We start from the raw sequence: 18,238 nt of genomic DNA, 5'->3' as shown, positions 1-18,238 counted from the left end.
CTAAGGCTGAAAAAGTTGAAAAGCCAGTAGAAAAGGTTGAACCAAAAATAGAAGAGGCTAAGACAAAAGTTAATGAGCCTGTAAAAAAGGTTGAGCCAAAAGTAGAAAAGGTTGAAGCCAAGACTGAAGTTAAAAAAGAAACTGCAAAGCCAGTGGAAAAATCTGAAGCGAAAACTGAAAAGGCTCCAGAAAAAACTCAAGCTAAGGCTGAAAAAGTTGAAAAGCCAGTAGAAAAGGTTGAACCAAAAATAGAAGAAGCTAAGGCAAAAGTCAATGAACCTGTAAAAAAAGTTGAGCCTAAGGTAGATGTGGTTGAGCCAAAAGTAGAAGCTAAAGAAGAAGCTGCTAAGCCAGTGAAAAAAGCTGAAGCAAAGGCTGAAAAACCTGCGGAAAAATCTAAAGCAAAAGCTGAAAAGGTTGAACCTAAAATCGAAGAAGCTAAGGCAAAAGTCAATGAAGCTGTGGAAAAAGTTGAGCCTAAGGTTGAAAAAGTTGAAGCTAACCCTGAAGCTAAAGAAAAAACTGAAAAGCCTCTTGAAGAAACTAAAGCAGAAAAAATTATTTCTACTAATGAAAAATACAGCGACATAATAAAATCCCTAAGCGAAAATCCTTGGGAGCTTGCAAGTGAAAAAATAAACATCAAAGTTGAAGACCTTAAAACTAAAAAGCCTTTAGACGAAAACTATTCAGTTGATGATATTAAAAAATCACTTACAAGAGAAAACTTAGCTGAATTTTTAAATTCTGTAAAGACTAATCCAACAATCTTAAAGAGAAAGGACAAGGTCACTTACGAATTTACAATTAAAAACCCAGATGAAATTAAAAAAATTGCTGAAAGGTATTCTCTAAGTCCTTCTATTGTTGAGAAGGCAAGTTCTTTAATCTCTGTTGACAAGGAAAGTGCAAAATTATTAGAAATCACAGATATTTTGACAGAAGGCGAAAAGAGAATTTACTTTGAAACAAAATTTTAGTAAAAAATAAAAGTCATAGGAATATGGCTTTTATTTTTTGCAAATTAAAATTTTTAAAATTTTTTTCTGTAAAAGGCTTATAATTATTACATAAAATTTTTAAATGTCTCAAAAATTTAACAAAAACTTTGAAATAATTTTACTTTTATAGATTAGAATAACAATGAGGAGATTTTATGAATAACAAAGAAAAACTTGAAGAAATCATCGCCTTCTTAAGTGAGAACACGAGATTTAATGAAACAAAAAATTTCATACAACATGGCAACACATCTGTCTACACTCATGTTATTTCTGTTGCAAAAAAATCCATTGAAATTGCAGAAAAATACAATTTGGATGTGGACATGGACTCCATGATAAGGGGCGCCCTTCTTCACGATTATTTCCTATACGATTGGCACGATGGCAAAAGGGAAAGGTGGATTCATGGCTTTACTCATCCAATGAGGGCTTATAAGAATGCAAAGAGTGAATTAAACTTAAATCGCCTTGAGAGAGATATTATAATAAAGCACATGTTCCCTCTAACTATTATTCCGCCAAGGTATTTGGAATCTTGGATTGTAACTTACTCTGACAAATATGTTTCTGCTGTGGAAACTGTTTCGTCAAGATTTGTGAAAGTGGGTTTAGAAAATTTATGAAAATTTCAGAATTATATCTAATATTTTTTATCTACTCCTTTATAGGCTGGTGCTGGGAGAGCTTCCCTTGCTCTACTATTGAGTTAGATAAAATGTATAACAGAGGCTTTCTAATTGGACCAGCCTGCCCCATCTATGGCATTGGCGCAACACTATCATATTTGATGCTTAAAAATTTTGACTCAAGCCTTCATATTTTTATTTACTCTGCCCTTTTATCTTGCACAATTGAGTACATTATAGGATATTTTTTGGAGAGATTTTTTCACCAAAGATGGTGGGACTACAGCGACTATCCCTTCCAAATTAAAAGCAGAGTTTGCCTTTACGGCCTTATAGTTTTTGGCATGGCAAATATAATTATCGTCAAATATTTTACTCCAGTGATGTTATTATTTTTATCAGCTGCTGAAGATAGAATTATTGAGTCACTAGCTTCGATATTTACAATATTTTTCACAATGGACCTTATTTTAACTTTAAATCATTTACTTGGACTTTCTAAAGACTTGGACAAAATTTACTGCAAGCTAAAAAATAAAAGTGAAAACTATTTTAATTATCTAAATGAATCGGAGCGATTGGCAAATCTAAAATTAATGTCTGAATCAAAAAAGTTTAAGATAAAATTTGAAAACTTTAACTCAAACTTAAAGGACAGAGAAGAAAATTTAAAGAGAATTAATTACACAAAAATAAAAGACCTCTTTAGTGATAATTTTTAATAATCACGAGGTCTTTTTTTTATGCAAATTTTTATTTTGTCAAAATTTTTTATCTTCTAACAGTTCCATCTACGGGGTCAATGGTTATGAGGTCACCAGTTTTTATTTTTTTGGTTATATCTTTTACTCCAACTATGGCAGTTTTTCCAAGAGAAATTGCCGCCACAGCTCCATTTGATGTGAAGCCAGCTTCTTCTGTTATAAAGCCAGAAGATTTTTCCATGTAAGGAATCATCCTGCCATCAGTTCCTTGGCATACTATGATGTCCTTTATCTTAAAGTCTCTTTCCAAGTCTTCAATCCCATTTGCCACAAGAGCTCTAGCCTTCTTTTTCTTCTTTCCTATTGGAGTTCCCCTTCCTAAAATTTCTGAAACATTTTCAATTTTTAGAAGGTTAGTTGAACCAGCAATGCCAGCAGGCACTCCTGCAGTAAGGACAACTAAATCTCCAGATTTTATTAAGCCCTTTGACACTGCAACTTCCATTGAAGCGTCAATTAAATTGTCTGTGTCCTTAAAGTTTAAAACTTTAACTGGTGTGATGCCCCAGACAAGGCTAAGCTGATTTTTAACTTTTTCAAAGGGTGTTGATGCAATAATTGGCGTCTCTGGTCTAAATTTTGCAATGGCTCTTGAAGTGTTGCCTGAAGTTGTAGCTGTGATTATGGCCTCTGCTCCAAGGTCTCTTGCAATTACGCAGGCAGATCTTCCTATAGAGTTAGTCATGGATTTTTCCACATCTCTTATTCTATTTTCCAAAATTTCATCGTGGTCAATAGTATTTTCTGTGTACTCCAAAATTTTTCTCATTGTGATGACTGCTTCTAGGGGATATTTTCCGCTGGCAGTTTCGCCAGAAAGCATGACGGCACTTGTCCCGTCAAGAACTGCATTGGCAACATCATTTGTCTCTGCACGAGTTGGTCTTGGATTTCTAATCATGGAGTCAAGCATTTGAGTTGCAGTGATGACAGATTTCCCAACTATATTACACTTTTTTATAATTTCCTTTTGCACTATTGGCACAGCTTCTGTCTCGATTTCAACGCCCAAATCTCCCCTGGCAACCATTATTCCGTCAGAAACTTCTATAATCTCGTCAATTAATTCCACTGCCTTTTGTGATTCAATCTTAGAAATAATTTTTGTGGTGTAGTCCCTCTCTTCTTCAAGAACTTTTCTTATGGCAAGGACATCTTCTCTAGACCTAACAAAAGATGCCGCTATAAAATCTATGTCTTCCTTTATTCCAAACTTTATATCTTCTATATCTCTTTCTGTTAGGGCAGGAAGATTTAAGTTGGCTCCAGGTACATTAACTCCCTTGTGAGATGAAATGGCGCCAGAATTTTCCACTTCTGTTATAATTTCCTCTCCACGAATTTCTTTTACAAGTAACTCCACAAGTCCGTCGTCTATTAAAATTTTGCCGCCCACTTTCACATCCTTGTAAAGCTCTTTGTAGGAGATGCTGGCAATTTTTTCATCGCCAACTAAATCCTTGTTAGTTAAAATAAATTCTTCGCCACTTTGAAGAAGAACTTCTCCATCAATGTCTCCCAGTCTAATTTCTGGTCCCTTGGTGTCAAGCATTATGCCAATGGGTATATCCATTTCCCGTCTTAATTTTTTTATTCTGTCAATTTTTACCTTGTGTTCATGGTGGCTTCCATGAGAAAAATTTAGTCTTGCAACATTTACACCCTCTGTGAATAATTTTCTTAAAACTTCTTCACTTTCACTGGCAGGTCCAATTGTGGCAACAATTTTTGTCTTTTTCATAAATCACCTCATATTGAAACAGTTTTTAGTATGTCTAAAAGATCTTGTCTAAAAACTTTTTTAATCTTAAAAATTTCGTCAAAGTCCATGGATATTGCCTTGCCATCTTTAAAGCCAAGGGCAAGAGACTTAAAAGCCTTAGCTTCTTTTACTGCCAAGTAACCGAGCTCTGATGCCAAAATTCTGTCGAAGATGCTTGGGGCTCCTCCCCTTTGGATGTAGCCAAGGACAGTTACTCTTGTGTCTATGCCTGTAAGCTTTTGAAATTTTTCTGCAAAGTCAAAGGCAGAGCCACAGCCCTCAGCCATTAAAATTATGTGATGCTTTTTGCCCCTGTTCTTGCCCATAATTGCCTTCTCTGCAATTTCATTTATGTCCATGGGAATTTCTGGAACAATTATTGACTCTGCTCCAGAAGAAACTCCAGAATAAAGGGCAATGTCGCCGCAGTCTCTGCCCATTACTTCAACGACATTGGCACGACCATGTGCCTCTGTTGTGTCCCTAATGTGGCTCACTGCTTCAGTTACAGTTTCCACTGCCGTCATAAATCCTATGGTAAAATCTGTGTAGGCAAGGTCGTTGTCAATGGAGCAGGGAATGCCAATGACATTTATGCCGCGGTCTCTCAACATTTTTGCCCCACGAAGGCTTCCGTCGCCTCCAAGGACAATTAAGACATCTATTTCAAAAATTTTAAGGGAATTTATTGCCTTTTCTAGTCCCTCTTCTGTCATAAATCTTTCCGACCTTGAAGTGGATAAAATTGTTCCGCCTCTTTGAATGATGTCGGCAACTGATGACTGAATTAATTTTTCAAACTTGGCATCGATTAAGCCTTCATAGCCTCCGCTTATGCCAAAAACTTCTATTCCTTCGTATATTGAAGTCCTAGTCACTGCTCTTATTGCGGCATTCATGCCTGGAGCATCGCCGCCACTTGTTAAAATTGCAATTCTCATACGCACCTACTTTAAAATAATTTTTTCTCTACTCTTAGTAAAGACTGCCAATTTATCTTGTATCTCTGTAAAGGATGTAGCATCAATCCACAAGTTTGATTCTGTTCCATATGCCCTTCTCGTCTCTTCTTCAAAAAATACTACGGGAGTGCTGCCTTCATATTCTCTTAAAATATTTTTCATTTCTCCAAGCCTTTCATTTTTCATGGAGTCAATGGAAATGTATAACTTGTTTTTTGTAGGCATCTTAATCCTAGATAGGGCATCAACTAAAATTTTTGGCTCCTCAACTTCTGACTCTTGAAAGTGTCCTTCAACGAAGACCACATTTTCGTCTTCAATTAAGTCCTTGTACCTTGAAAAGACATTGGGAAATATTACAAGTTCAATGGTGCCAAAGAGGTCCTCTAGGGCTGCAAAAGCCATCATCTTGTTGTTTTTTGTAATCATAGTTTTTTTAGACTTTAAAATTCCGCCAACTTTTACCTTGCTAGTCCTCAAAAGATTTTCTCTATACTTCTCAAAAATTTGGTTGGTATTAATATTTGTGGACTTCTCAATTATTTCTCTATAGGGGTCAAGGGGATGGCCAGAGATGTACATGCCAATGACTTCCTTTTCCATGTCAAGCTTGTCCTTTTGCCTAAAGTCTTTTAAGACAGGCAAATCTTCGTGAAAGGTTGCCTCTTCAAAGAGAGAAAATTGTCCCAAGACATTGCTCTTTGCAGTGTTAGATGAAGATGAAAGGACTGATTCATAAATGGCAAGGTACTGTGCCCTGTTACCCTCAAAATCATCCATGGCTCCACACCTTATTAGGGACTCAACCGCCCTCTTATTTAAGACAGACTTATCTATGGCATTGATTCTATCGACAAAGTCCTTTAAGGATTTATATTCGCCCTTTTCCCTTCCTTTAACAATTAAATCAATTAAGTTGTCGCCAACATTTTTAACTGCCTTTAGTCCAAAGCGAATTTTATTATCTTCAACAGTAAAATTTTTAAAAGAATAATTTATATTAGGTGGCAAAATTTCTATGCCCAATCTCTTTATCTCTTCGATATAGAGACTTACTTGCTTGATGTCATTGGTGTAAGTTGAAATTTGTGCCGCCATAAATTCTCTTGGATAATAATATTTTAGCCAAGCAGTCCTATAGGCAACTACTGAATAGGCAACGGAGTGAGACTTGTTAAAGGCGTAGTCGGCAAAGTCTATAATCAAATCATAAATTTCGTTGGCAGCCTTTTCGTCAACTCCATTGGCAATGGCACCGCAAACTCCTTCTTTTTCGTTGCCGTAGATAAAGTTCTTTCTTTCCTCTTCCATGACCTTCATCTTTTTCTTGGAAATTGCACGCCTTACTATGTCGGCTCTTCCTAGAGAGTAGCCGCCAATTTGTTGAACAATTTGCATTACCTGTTCTTGGTAAACGATACAACCGTAGGTGGATTTTAGGATTGGCTCAAGCTTTGGATGAAGGTAAGAAATTTTGCTCTTGTCATGCTTTGATGACACAAATTTTGGAATTTGCTTCATTGGTCCCGGCCTAAAGAGGGCATTGGCTGCAACTAAGTCTGAAAATTCGTCAGGCTTTAATTCCTTAAGGAAGGCTCTCATGCCAGAGGATTCAAATTGAAAGACGCCAAGAGTTTCTGATTTTGCAAACATCTTTAATACATCGGGGTCGTTGTAATCAAATTTTTCAAAGGAAATTGTCTTTCCCTCATTTTCTCTTATTAAATTTATTGCGTCTCGAATGACAGTAAGTGTTCTAAGTCCCAAGAAGTCCATCTTTAAAAGACCAAGCTCTTCAAGCTCAATCATATTAAACTGAGTTGCAATAATTTTGTCGTTACGAGTTAGGGGCACATATTCTGTCAGCTCGTCCTTTGAAATGACGACGCCAGCTGCGTGAGTTGATGTGTGTCTTGGAAGTCCCTCAAGCTTTAATGCCATGTCTATTAAAAATCTTGAGTCCTCTTCAGAGTCATAAATTTCCTTAAAGGTTTCAGAAATTTCCAGAGCCTTTTCAAGGGTCATGTTGATAGCCTGTGGCACTTGCTTGGCAATGTAGTCCACCTTGGCATAGGACATGTCAAGAGCACGACCCACATCTCTTAGGGCATTTCTTGCCGCCATTGTTCCAAAGGTTACGATTTGAGCAACATGGGAATCGCCGTACTTTCTATTTACATATTCAATAACTTCTTCACGCCTTTCATAGCAGAAGTCGATGTCAATATCCGGCATGGAAACTCTCTCTGGATTTAAAAATCTTTCGAAGAGGAGGTCAAACTTCAGCGGGTCAACATCTGTTATGCCCAGGCAAAATGAAATAAGGCTGCCTGCTGCTGAACCTCTTCCCGGTCCAACTTGAATTTCGTGTTTTCTGGCGTACCTAATAAAGTCCCAAACTATTAAAAAATAATCCACGAAGCCCATATTTTTTATGGTATTAAATTCAAAATCAAATCTTTCTTTTATCTCATCAGTAACATTTTCGTAGCGAGCATACATTCCATCAAGAGCAAGTTTTTTTAAATAGTCTTCGTGAGTGTAGCCCTCTGGCACAGCAAATTCAGGCAGATGTTGTTCGTGAAATTTTATTTCAACATTACATCTCTTGGCGATTTTTACTGTGTTTTCAAGGGCATCTTTGTTTTCTGGGAAAAGTGCTGCCATTTCATCAGGTGATTTCAAATAAAATTCATCTGATGGAAACTTCATTCTATTTTCTTCGTTAATTGTCTTTCCCGTTTGAATGCAGAGAAGAATATCGTGACTCTTGGCATCCTCTTTATTTAAGTAGTGAACATCATTTGATACAGTAAGTGGAAAATTTAATTCATGAGAAATTTTTACAAGTTCGCGATTTACTCGAGCTTGCTCTGGCATGCCATGGTCTTGAAGTTCCAAGAAAAAATTATTTTCACCAAAGATTTCTCTGTATTCATTGGCAGCAGCTCTTGCAGCCTCTAAATCTCTATCTAAAATAAGTCTTTGCACTTCGCCGCCAAGACAAGCTGATGTGGCAATTACTCCCTTGGCATATTTTTTTAAAACTTCCTTGTCAACTCTAGGCTTGTAATAATATCCATCAACAAAACCCAGAGAGACAATTTTCATAATATTTTTGAAGCCTTCATTGTTCTCTGCCAAAAGTATTAAGTGAAACCTCTTGTTGGTCTTGTCTTTTATAGTCATGTCCTTTTCAGAGACATAAACTTCGCAGCCCAAAATTGGTTTAATGCCCTCATCCTTGCAGGCCTTATAAAAGGCAATGGCACCATACATATTGCCGTGATCAGTTAAAGCCACTGCATCCATGCCAAGCTCTTTAACGCGCTTTGGCAAAAGATTTATTCTCGTTGACCCATCTAATAGGGAGTATTCGCTGTGAAGGTGCAAATGCACAAATTTATTCATAGAATCATCCTTTAATCTATTCTTAAAAAATCGTCCTTAATTTTTAATTCTTCATCCTTTAAATTTATTTAGAAAATTTTAAACTTAAAGGCATATTTAATCCTTCCTATATTTTATCAAAGCCATGAAACAAATAAAAGGAGATGAAAAAAGAGTTTCGACAAAGCAAAACTCTAAAAAGTAAAATATTTATTAAAGATTTATAAATTCTTTTTCAACAATGTGAGCTAATCTCTCAACTGCTTCTTCTTCGTCTGCACCTTCAGCTTCAATGACAATTTCTTCTCCTGAAAAAGCACCTAGAGACATGATGCCAATGATACTCTTTCCATTAACCTTATCGCCATGTGCCTCTAAATTTATGTCAGATGCAAACTTATTTGCCTCTCTAACAAAAAGTGCAGCAGCTCTAGCGTGAAGCCCGTCATTATTATTAAGTACAACTTTTTTATTTGTCATTTCATACACCCCTCAACTTGTTAGCAATTTTTCTAATTTTTTTAAATCTATAATTAACAGTGGACTTTGAGATTTTGGGTTCTAGCGAATTTGCAATATCATTTAAGCTCATTGACCTGTTGTTAAGTCTTAAAATTGCAATAGCTTTAAGCTCCTCATCTAAATTATCTAAACCAATCTCTCTATCGATTATTTTAATGTCTTCAACTTGGTCATAGGAGGACTTCACAGTTTTATTTAAGTTTGCAGTCTCACAATTTACAATTCTGTTGACATTATTTCTCATATCTTTTATAACTCTTATGTTTTCGTACTTTAAAACAGAATTATAAGCTCCAATGAGAGATAGAAAATCTGAAATTTTTTCCGAGTCCTTAATGTAGACTATGTATTTTTCCTTTCTCATAATTATTTTAGAATTAAATCCAAAATCATTAATTACATCCATTAAAAAGTTTGCGTTGGATTCGTTTTCAGAGACAAATTCCAAATGATATCCTTTTTCTGGATTTGTAATGGAGCCTGAACCCATAAAGGCACCGCGGATGTAGGCCTTTTTCTCATTCACAGTTTTTATGAGATCAGTGGGCGCATAATTAATCATAAATACGCTTGCACCCTTTATATATTTTAACTCATCTAGTAACAACCTGCAAGACTCATCTTGAGATATATAGATAATAAATACATTTTTTTTAAGTTGAGTGGACTTTGCATTTTTAACTTCCACTACAAATCCAAAGGACCTTCTCAAAAAAGTAAAGACTCTTCGCGCTACTGACGCATTTTCTGTTATATATTCCATGGAAATTTTGTTGTTTTTAAAATTTAAAACTCCGCACATGGGAGTTATGCCTGCAAGTTCAGATAGAATTATTTCATAACTATCAACTTTTATCTTTGCAACCTCATCCTTAACTTCAGATGAAAAGCTCATGACTTCACCTCGCTACTGAAATCCTTTTACTTTATTATAACAGATTTAAAAATAATTTTTTTATCTTTAGCATTTTTATATAAATTTTAATAAATTTTAAATTTACAAAAGAAAAAACCTGGCTGAAATAATTTTTACATTGTTTCAGCACAGGTTTTAAATTATAAATTAAAATTTTAAATTTTTCAATAATTATTTTGCCTTATTTTCAGTTTTAGCATTTTCTTTTGCTGCTTCTGCAGTTTTGTTTGCAGCCTTAGCATTTTCTTTTGCTGCCTTTTCAGTCTTAGCAGAACCTTCTTTTTCTACTTTACCAAAGTTTTTAAATTCATCTGGAAGTTCAACTTCTTTTGAAGTATTGACATAAGTTTTAATTTTTGCATCTTTTTTAACCTTGTCAATGTATTCTTTGAATTTTTCTTGTTGAAGAGTTTGTTTTATTTCTCCCTTAACTTCCTCAAATTCACGAGGATTTTTTTCATCAAGTTTAATTACATGGTAACCAAATTGAGTTTGAATAGGTTCAGAGATGTCTCCTGCCTTCATCTTTGCAATTTGTTCGTCAAAGGCTTGTACCATTTGACCATTTGTAAATTCTCCAAGAGATCCACCGTTTTTAGCAGAACCAGTGTCCTTTGAATTTTCCTTTGCAACTTTAGCAAAATCTTCTCCCTTTAGGATTTGTTTTCTAAGAACATTAGCTTCCTTTAAATCGTCAACTAAAATGTGAGATGCCTTAGCCTTGTAGTACTTATCTTTGTTGTCTTCATAATATTTTTTAACTTCTTCATCAGTTGGCTCTAGTTCCTTAGTTTTTGCTTGAGTCCACTTTCCAACTAACATTTGGTTTTTCATGTTTTCAAAAACATAATCTTCTGGAAGTCCATTTTGTTTTAAGAAATTTTTAAAGGCTTCTTCTCCACCAAGTTGTGCCTTGATTTCGTCGATTTTCTTGTTAACTTCGTCGTCGCTAACTTCGATTTTTGATTTTGCTGCATCTTGTTTTAAAGCTTCAGTAGTAGTTAAGTCAGTGATGGCTTGTTCTCTTAAAAGTTCGTCAGTAGATTTCTTTCCATCTTGTTTGTTTTTAAGAACATCTTCACCATACATTGATGTAAGTTGGTTAACTCTTGCTGCATAAGATTTGTAGTAATCTTCCATTGGAATATCAACTCCACCAACTGTTGCTGCTACTCCTTCTTTTTTTCCGCTACAAGCAACTAATGTGCCAGCTAGGGCAATAGCTACTGCTAATTTACTAAATTTTTTAAAGTTCATATCTTTCTCCTTATTCATATTTTTAATTAATAACCTTATTATACACTACTTTTTAGATGTTTTTGTGTCCTTTTTGTGTAAATACAAAATTGTCACAAGTTTTTTAAGTTCATCTAATGGATATTTTAATTTATTTAAGACAATTTCATTTTCATCGCCCATGGAATAGGAAATATTTTCAAATTCACTATTCATTTCCATTATGGCTTCAAGGGAAACTTCCCCTTCCACTTTTATCCTGTACTCGCCCTTTCTCTCTGTAATGGATTTTACATTTGCCTTTTGAGCCTTGTTCTTTAATAGTGCAATGTCCATTAAGTTTGAAACTTCATCAGGGAAGTCAGAAAATCTGTCGATTAATTCTTCTACTAAGTCTGAGTAAGCCTCTTCAGTGTCGATGACAGAAATCTTTTTGTAAATTTCAAGCCTTGTCTTGTCGTCTTCAATGTATTCTTTTGGTATAAAGGAATCAAGCTTAAGATCAATTGTAGTGTCAACTTTTTCTTCCACTTCAAGACCCTTTAACTTCATAATTGCATCTTTAAGATACTTCATGTAAAGGTCGTAGCCAATTTTTTCAATATGACCTGACTGTCTTGAGCCTAAAATTGAGCCAGACCCTCTTATCTCAAGGTCTCTCTCTGCAATTTTGTGACCAGACCCAAACTCTGTAAATTCCTTTATAGCTTTAAGCCTCTTTTGTGCAACTTCTGATATAGAAGTTGACCTGTCGTAGGTGAAATAGGCGTAGGCAATTCTTGATGACCTGCCAATTCTACCTCTAAGCTGGTAAAGTTGTGAAAGTCCAAGGCGATTTGAATCGGTAATAATCATTGTATTGGCATTGGGAACATCCATGCCCGTCTCAATAATTGTGGAGCAAACTAAGACATCAATATTTCCCTCTATAAAATCAATCATTGTGTCTTCCAAGGCTTTTTCACTCATCTGACCATTTGCCATGGCAAAAGTCGCCTCTGGCACAAGTTTTCTAAGTTCCAAAAGTTTATTTTCCATATTGGCAACCTTGTTGTATAAAAAGTAAACTTGTCCCCCTCTTTCGATTTCCTTTAAAATTGCCTCGCGAACCATTAAATTGTTATACTCCAAGACATAAGTCTCAACTGGAAATCTCTCCTCAGGTGGCTCGTCAATTACAGACATGTCCCTTATGCCAATCATGGACATTTGTAGGGTCCTTGGTATTGGCGTGGCTGTTAAAGTCAAGGTGTCTACATTTTCCTTTAACATCCTAAGTTTTTCCTTGTGGCGCACTCCAAACCTCTGCTCTTCATCTATTATTAAAAGTCCCAAGTCTTTAAAGTGAACATCCTTTGAAAGAAGTCTGTGAGTGCCAACTATGATGTCGATATTTCCATCTTTAAGTCCTTCAAGATCTGCTTTTTGGTCCTTCTTACTTCTAAATCTGGACAAAAGTCCAACGCCCACTGGGAAATTTTTAAATCTCTCCTTAATTGTGTTGTAGTGTTGTTGGGCAAGGATTGTCGTTGGAACAAGTAGTGCCACTTGTTTGCCATCAAGGATTGCCTTAAAGGCAGCGCGAAGGGCAACTTCAGTCTTGCCATAACCAACATCGGCACAGAGAAGTCTATCCATGGGAAGAGGCTTTTCCATATCCTCTTTTATCTCTTCAGAAGAAGTTAGCTGACCACTTGTCTCTTCGTAGATAAAGGCGTCTTCAAACTCCCTTTGATACTGAGAATCCTTGCTAAAGGCATAGCCCTTGGTGTTTTCACGAGTGGCATAAAGTTTTATCAGCTCATCAGCCATGTCGTCAATGGATTTTTTAGCGTGAGCCTTTTTCTTTTTCCAATCAAGGGAATTTAATTTATTTACCTTTGGCTCTCTCTTGCCCTCTTGCACATACTTATAAATTGAGTCAAGAGATTCAATTGGAAGAAATAATTTGTCCTCGCCGCCATATTCAATGACAATGTAGTCCCTCTGGATGCCAGAGACGGCAAGCCTTGTTGTACCCACATACTTGCCAACGCCATGTGCCTCGTGGACTACAAAGTCGCCAATAGCCAAATCTTCAAAGTTTAAGGATTTTTTCTTAGCAGGCTTATTTTTTTTCTTCTTGGAAAAAGAGCCGTAGATTTCAGAATAATTTATAAAGACTGTTCTTGAATCAGTAAACTCTATGCCATCATTTAAGGCTCCTGTGGTTACAATTAAATTGGCATATTCTTTAAAGCTGCCAAAGTCCTTGGCAAGTTCTGGCGAATAACCAAGCTCTACTAGGTGGTCAAAAAGCCTCTTGGCTCTTTTTTCTGTGGCACCAAGAAGAATTACCTTAAAATCATTTTTTCCATAGTAGTCCAAGTCCTCTTTGAAGAGTTTTATCTTGGACATATAATTTGTCACGCTCTTAACCTTTATGTTTACAATGTCCTTTGGCTTAAAGGACTTAGGTGGCTTTAGGAGGGCGTTAAAAGTTATAAGGCTCTCTTCATTTAACTTGTCTACAAGATCTTTGTAGGAGTAAAAAGTTTTTTCGTGAGCCTTTGTCACTTCTCCATTTTCAATTAAAATGGCAAACTTCTCTCCATTTTGTTGGGCAAGTTCCTCTTCTCTTTCCACAATCCTCGTGGGCTCATCAATTAAGAAGATGTAATCATCTAAGTAATCTAAAAAGGATGACACTTCATCTTCATCAACATAGGGAAGGATTAAGTCCTTGTTTAAAATATTTTCGTCGTTTTCAAGTCTATCAATGCATCTCAAAAACTTTTCATTAAGTCTATCTTTTTCCTTACCAGATAATTTTGTCTTACCAAGGTCTTTTTTGATTTTCTCAGCAATTTTTTTCTTCTCCTGGCTTTTTAAAATCAAATCTTCAATGGGAAAAATATTTATTTCTTCATGCCTTTCAATGGACCTTTGACTTTCAATTTCAAAGCTCCTAATGGAGTCCACTTCATCGTCAAAGAGTTCAATTCTATAGTTTGCATCATAAGTTGCAATGTCAATGATGGAACCTCTTATGGAAAATTGACCTACTCCTTCCACGCTTGGAAATCTTTCGTAGCCCATTTCAATTAGCTTTACTCTCAATTCTTCAAGAGAAATTTGTGATTCAGCTTTAATATTTATCTTGTAGCTTGAAAATATTTCTCTCTTAGAAATTTTTGCAGTAAGGGCATTTAGGGTAGTAACAACAATATCCGCCCTTTTACTAGAGGCTTCAGCCATTGCCTCAAGTCTTTTCTTGGTGTTTTCCTTTGACTTTGAATCCCTCTCGTAAAAGAAGACATCTTTTTCTGGATAGAGCAGGCAATTTGCACTGGAAATACTTGATATATCTTCATAAGTCTTTCTTGCAGTGACCCTATTTTGTGAAATAACACAAACTTTTTTGCCAAGATCATTAAAGGCAGGCGCAAAAAGAGAGAGCACCGCCTCTTCTGAGCCAAAGACAGCAGTGTTCTTTGAATTTTTTATTGAATTATTTACTTCTTTAAAAGATTTTAAATTCTTTACGCTATTTATTAAAAAATCCAAGATTCACCTCAATAAATATTGTTGTTGTAAGAATTCATTGACTTGTCAATGCCCCTTGAAACAGCTTCAATAATTGCATCGGCACAGGCATTTATTGCATATTCAATGTGAGTTTTGTCCTTTGCAGGAAAAGAGGACAGCACAAAATTTGCCAAATCTTCATTGGGGTGTTTTTTGCCAACACCAACCTTAAACCTGGCAAAGTCTTTACTTCCTGTTAAATTTACAATTGACTTTAGTCCATTGTGAGTACCTGCAGAGCCATTTTTCTTAATCTTTAACTGTGCAAACTCAATGTCTATGTCATCTACTACTACTATTAAATCTTCTGGCTTTAATTTATAAAAATTTAAAATTTCAACTATTGACTCGCCAGAATTATTCATAAAAGTATGGGGCTTTAGGAGAATAACCTTCTCTGCCGCTATTCTCCCTTCACCTACAAGCCCCTTAAATTTAATCTTATTAACTTTTATGTTTAATTTATCAGCAAGTGCATCAATAGTTCTAAAGCCAATATTGTGTCTTGTGTCCTCGTACTTTTTGCCGGGATTGCCAAGACCTGCTATTATATACACTAGATCACCTTATTCAAACATTTCACTAACTGATGTTGAAGTGTTAATTCTCTTAATTGCAGATGCAAAAATTGGAGCAACAGAAACAACATCAATTTTATCAATCTTCTTTTCTTCTGGAAGTTCAATTGTATCAGTGATTACAAATTTTTCAAGTGATGAATTTTTTATTCTTTCAATGGCAGGACCAGATAATACGCCATGAGTTGCAGCTCCGTAAACATATTTTGCTCCTCTTTTCTTAAGGGCATCAGCAGCCTTAGTAATAGTTCCTGCAGTGTCTGCAATGTCATCAACTAAAATTACAGACTTGCCATCAACATCACCTATGATATTCATAACTTCAGATACATTTGCCTTTGGTCTTCTCTTTTCAATAATTGCAATTGGAAGGTTTAATTCGTTGGCAAACTTTCTAGTTCTAGTAACTCCACCTAAGTCAGGAGAAACAACAACAAAGTCATCTTCCTTAACAATATCCTTGAAGTATCTTGCAAGATAAGGAATTGCAGTTAAGTGGTCAACAGGAATGTCAAAGTAACCTTGAATTTGTCCTGCGTGAAGGTCCATTGCAACAACTCTGTCTGCTCCAGCCTTAGTCAAAAGGTCTGCAACAAGTTTTGATGTAATAGGTTCTCTTGCCTTAGTCTTTCTATCTTGTCTTGCATATCCATAATAAGGAATAACTGCATTGATTCTTCCAGCAGATGCTCTCTTTAGGGCATCAATTAAAATTAAAAGTTCCATTAAATTTGTGTTTACTGGTGCAGAAGTAGATTGGATGACAAAAACATCCTTGCCTCTTACAGAAATTCCAATATCAATAGAAATTTCACCATCAGAAAAAGTTGAAACAGTGCAAGCGCCCTTTTCAATTCCCAAATTTTCACAAATTTTATCTACAAGACTTATATTAGAATTTCCTGTAAATACAACAATATCTCCATTAACAGTGCTCATTACCATATCCTCCTATTTGACAAATCCTTTTCTTTTAACCCAACCATCTATATTTTTTTGAGGAGCTCTCTCAAGAGAAAGCTGACCCTTCAAAACATCTTTAGTAATTGTGGAACCAGCAGCAATATATGCCTCCTCTTCCACTACAATTGGCGCAACTAAATTTGAATTAGAGCCAATGAAGGCATTGTCGCCAACTTTTGCCCTAAACTTTTCTCTTCCATTGTAATTTACAAAGACAACTCCGCAGCCAATGTTAACTCCACTTCCCACATCGGCATCGCCAATATAGGCAAGGTGACTCATCTTGGAGCCATTTCCCACAGTTGAATTTTTAACTTCAACGAAGTTTCCAATTTTGCAATTTTCTCCAACTTTAGAATTAGGTCTAAGGTGGGCGTAAGGTCCAACAGTAGTTCCCCTTCCAATAGAAGAATCTTCGATTTCAGAGCTTCTTATAATTACATCTTCGCCAATTACAGAATTTTTAATTGTAGAAGAATAAATTTCTGAGCCTTCTTTTATGACAGAGTTTCTGTCAATGCGAGTGCCAGGATAAATCATGACATCTCTGTCAATTTCTGCACCCCATTCAATGTAAGTGGACTTTGGATCAACTATGCCAACGCCTCTTAACATATATTCCTTGTTTATTTTCTTTTGCAAAATTTCTGCCGCAATAGAAAGCTCATATCTTGAGTTTACTCCAAGAATTTCTCTAGTATCTCTTAGCTTAAAGGAATCAACCCTTTTTCCAGCTTCTACTAAAATTCCAAGAGCATCAGTGATATACATTTCATTTGCCGCATTGTCTGTGTCGATTTTTGAAAGGGCAAACTTTAGTGAAGAACCCTTAAAGGCAAAAATTCCTGAATTGATTTCACGAATTAACTTTTGCTTTTCGCTTGCGTCCTTTTCTTCAACAATAGCAACTACATTTGCATTTTCGTCACGAACAATTCTTCCATAATTAGTAGGATCCTTCATGTCAGCAGATAGAACTGTGACATCATTATTTCTCTCTTCGTGAAATTTCAAAAAGCAAGAAATAGTCGAATTAGAAATTATGGGAGTATCGCCATTTAAAATAATAACCGTATCTTCATCTTTTATTTTATCAAGAGCATTTAAAACAGCGTATCCCGTACCGTAAGGCACATCCTCGCCAATGGGCTGCTCAATAAATTCTACGCCTTTATCATCTTTGAAGGCTTGACACACTTTTTCCTTGTTGTGTCCAACAACTACAAGATTCTTTTCAATTTGCGAATGCTTGCAAGAATTTAGGACATAAAAAAGCATGGGTCTTCCAAGAATTTCATGAAGTACCTTTGGTTTTTTGGACTTCATTCTCGTTCCCTCTCCTGCTGCCAGGATAACTGAAACTTTCATAAAACACCTCTTTTTATTTACTTATTACATTATAACTAAGTTGTCCCCTTTTATTCAAGAAAATTTGAGAATTTATTTAGATTATAAGGAGATATATTAAAAGCTGTGCTTTTAGAACTAATATAAAATTTTTTATTTTGAGTTTTGTTTTAAAATATATAATTTCTTTTTTTATTTAAATTTTATTTTTAGGAGGGGGAGCAGGGGCTAGCAATGCCCCTTCTCCCCCTCCTATAACCTCCCCTACAACCCCTTGCCCTGGCAGGGGCCTTTTCTTTACTTCCCATAAGCGGTCGTCAGCCTAAAATTCAAAACTAGGTCGCTTAAACTTTTATAAGCAAACTTTTTTCTTTAAATTAGAAATTTTTTTGACTAACTATCTTTTTTTCATCGCGACCGTCGCGCGAACCTAATCAACTCAAAGTTCGCTTCGCTCCTTTTCGTTGTTAGAGTTCGTCGGTTGAGCGACTGAATTTGCTTCGCAAATTACAATCGCTCATTCACAGTTGAATTTTTTAACAGCTTCCTCCCTTTATGGGATCATCCGACAAGATTTTCATTTTTGCTAAGCTGTCTTCTT

General features: G+C 35.7%; 13 protein-coding genes. 3 read left to right on the top strand and 10 right to left on the bottom strand.

The annotated features are described in order from the left end of the window. The 3 genes from Q0U74_RS01280 to Q0U74_RS01270 form a co-directional block, all read left to right on the top strand. Positions 1–980, top strand: a 980-nt coding sequence (locus Q0U74_RS01280; protein WP_297392180.1) for a hypothetical protein, incomplete at its 5' end; no start/stop codon positions are given. 176 nt (positions 981–1,156) lie between these two features. Beyond that, positions 1,157–1,627 carry an HD domain-containing protein gene (locus tag Q0U74_RS01275; RefSeq protein WP_297392178.1) on the top strand — a complete coding sequence of 157 codons (471 nt, stop codon included), beginning with the start codon at positions 1,157–1,159 and terminating at the stop codon, positions 1,625–1,627. Next, positions 1,624–2,352 (top strand): putative ABC transporter permease, encoded by a 729-nt coding sequence (locus Q0U74_RS01270; RefSeq protein WP_297392177.1) that lies wholly within the window; start codon positions 1,624–1,626, stop codon positions 2,350–2,352. The genes Q0U74_RS01275 and Q0U74_RS01270 overlap by 4 nt, the downstream gene beginning before the upstream one ends. Positions 2,353–2,401: 49 nt before the next feature. On the opposite strand, the gene pyk is transcribed toward Q0U74_RS01270, so the two are convergent. From pyk to glmU, 10 genes are all read right to left on the bottom strand, one after another. Next, complete coding sequence (pyk, locus tag Q0U74_RS01265; RefSeq protein WP_297392174.1) at positions 2,402–4,135, bottom strand: pyruvate kinase; 1,734 nt, start codon at positions 4,133–4,135, stop codon at positions 2,402–2,404. Positions 4,136–4,143: 8 nt separating this feature from the next. Next, on the bottom strand, positions 4,144–5,097 hold the full coding sequence (locus tag Q0U74_RS01260) for an ATP-dependent 6-phosphofructokinase (protein WP_297392172.1): 954 nt from the start codon (positions 5,095–5,097) through the stop codon (positions 4,144–4,146). 6 nt (positions 5,098–5,103) lie between these two features. Continuing rightward, on the bottom strand, positions 5,104–8,529 hold the full coding sequence (locus Q0U74_RS01255; protein ID WP_297392170.1) for a DNA polymerase III subunit alpha: 3,426 nt from the start codon (positions 8,527–8,529) through the stop codon (positions 5,104–5,106). A 192-nt stretch (positions 8,530–8,721) separates the two neighbouring features. Next, a complete protein-coding gene (locus tag Q0U74_RS01250) occupies positions 8,722–8,988 on the bottom strand; it encodes an HPr family phosphocarrier protein (protein ID WP_297392168.1) in 267 nt (88 codons plus the stop codon). A 1-nt stretch (position 8,989) separates the two neighbouring features. Next, positions 8,990–9,925 carry a DNA-binding protein WhiA gene (gene whiA, locus Q0U74_RS01245; protein ID WP_297392166.1) on the bottom strand — a complete coding sequence of 312 codons (936 nt, stop codon included), beginning with the start codon at positions 9,923–9,925 and terminating at the stop codon, positions 8,990–8,992. Between the two features lie 192 nt (positions 9,926–10,117). Next, positions 10,118–11,203 carry a peptidylprolyl isomerase gene (locus tag Q0U74_RS01240; protein WP_297392164.1) on the bottom strand — a complete coding sequence of 362 codons (1,086 nt, stop codon included), beginning with the start codon at positions 11,201–11,203 and terminating at the stop codon, positions 10,118–10,120. Positions 11,204–11,248: 45 nt separating this feature from the next. Then, positions 11,249–14,728: a transcription-repair coupling factor gene (gene mfd, locus Q0U74_RS01235; protein WP_297392162.1), complete on the bottom strand. Its 3,480-nt coding sequence runs from the start codon at positions 14,726–14,728 to the stop codon at positions 11,249–11,251. 8 nt (positions 14,729–14,736) lie between these two features. After that, positions 14,737–15,306: an aminoacyl-tRNA hydrolase gene (pth, locus tag Q0U74_RS01230; RefSeq protein WP_297392160.1), complete on the bottom strand. Its 570-nt coding sequence runs from the start codon at positions 15,304–15,306 to the stop codon at positions 14,737–14,739. Positions 15,307–15,315: 9 nt separating this feature from the next. Then, positions 15,316–16,266, bottom strand: coding sequence for a ribose-phosphate pyrophosphokinase (locus Q0U74_RS01225; RefSeq protein WP_297392158.1), 951 nt, complete (start codon positions 16,264–16,266; stop codon positions 15,316–15,318). A 12-nt stretch (positions 16,267–16,278) separates the two neighbouring features. Further along, positions 16,279–17,658, bottom strand: a complete 1,380-nt coding sequence (glmU, locus tag Q0U74_RS01220) for a bifunctional UDP-N-acetylglucosamine diphosphorylase/glucosamine-1-phosphate N-acetyltransferase GlmU (RefSeq protein ID WP_297392156.1) — start codon at positions 17,656–17,658, stop codon at positions 16,279–16,281. Positions 17,659–18,238: the final 580 nt, after the last annotated feature.

It is taken from the genome of uncultured Peptoniphilus sp. (assembly GCF_946998875.1).
Lineage (GTDB): Bacteria > Bacillota > Clostridia > Tissierellales > Peptoniphilaceae > Peptoniphilus_A.
The sequence above is the reverse complement of the archived record's forward strand: the minus strand, read 5'-3'. Positions and strand labels throughout refer to the sequence as shown.

What these genes read in the sequence shown, in the direction of transcription:
- Q0U74_RS01275 (WP_297392178.1), top strand. Translation starts at nt 1,157, where the DNA reads ATGAATAACAAAGAAAAACTTGAAGAAATCATCGCCTTCTTAAGTGAG.
- Q0U74_RS01270 (WP_297392177.1), top strand. Translation starts at nt 1,624, where the DNA reads ATGAAAATTTCAGAATTATATCTAATATTTTTTATCTACTCCTTTATA.
- pyk (WP_297392174.1), bottom strand. Translation starts at nt 4,135, where the DNA reads ATGAAAAAGACAAAAATTGTTGCCACAATTGGACCTGCCAGTGAAAGT.
- Q0U74_RS01260 (WP_297392172.1), bottom strand. Translation starts at nt 5,097, where the DNA reads ATGAGAATTGCAATTTTAACAAGTGGCGGCGATGCTCCAGGCATGAAT.
- Q0U74_RS01255 (WP_297392170.1), bottom strand. Translation starts at nt 8,529, where the DNA reads ATGAATAAATTTGTGCATTTGCACCTTCACAGCGAATACTCCCTATTA.
- Q0U74_RS01250 (WP_297392168.1), bottom strand. Translation starts at nt 8,988, where the DNA reads ATGACAAATAAAAAAGTTGTACTTAATAATAATGACGGGCTTCACGCT.
- whiA (WP_297392166.1), bottom strand. Translation starts at nt 9,925, where the DNA reads ATGAGCTTTTCATCTGAAGTTAAGGATGAGGTTGCAAAGATAAAAGTT.
- Q0U74_RS01240 (WP_297392164.1), bottom strand. Translation starts at nt 11,203, where the DNA reads ATGAACTTTAAAAAATTTAGTAAATTAGCAGTAGCTATTGCCCTAGCT.
- Q0U74_RS01225 (WP_297392158.1), bottom strand. Translation starts at nt 16,266, where the DNA reads ATGAGCACTGTTAATGGAGATATTGTTGTATTTACAGGAAATTCTAAT.
- glmU (WP_297392156.1), bottom strand. Translation starts at nt 17,658, where the DNA reads ATGAAAGTTTCAGTTATCCTGGCAGCAGGAGAGGGAACGAGAATGAAG.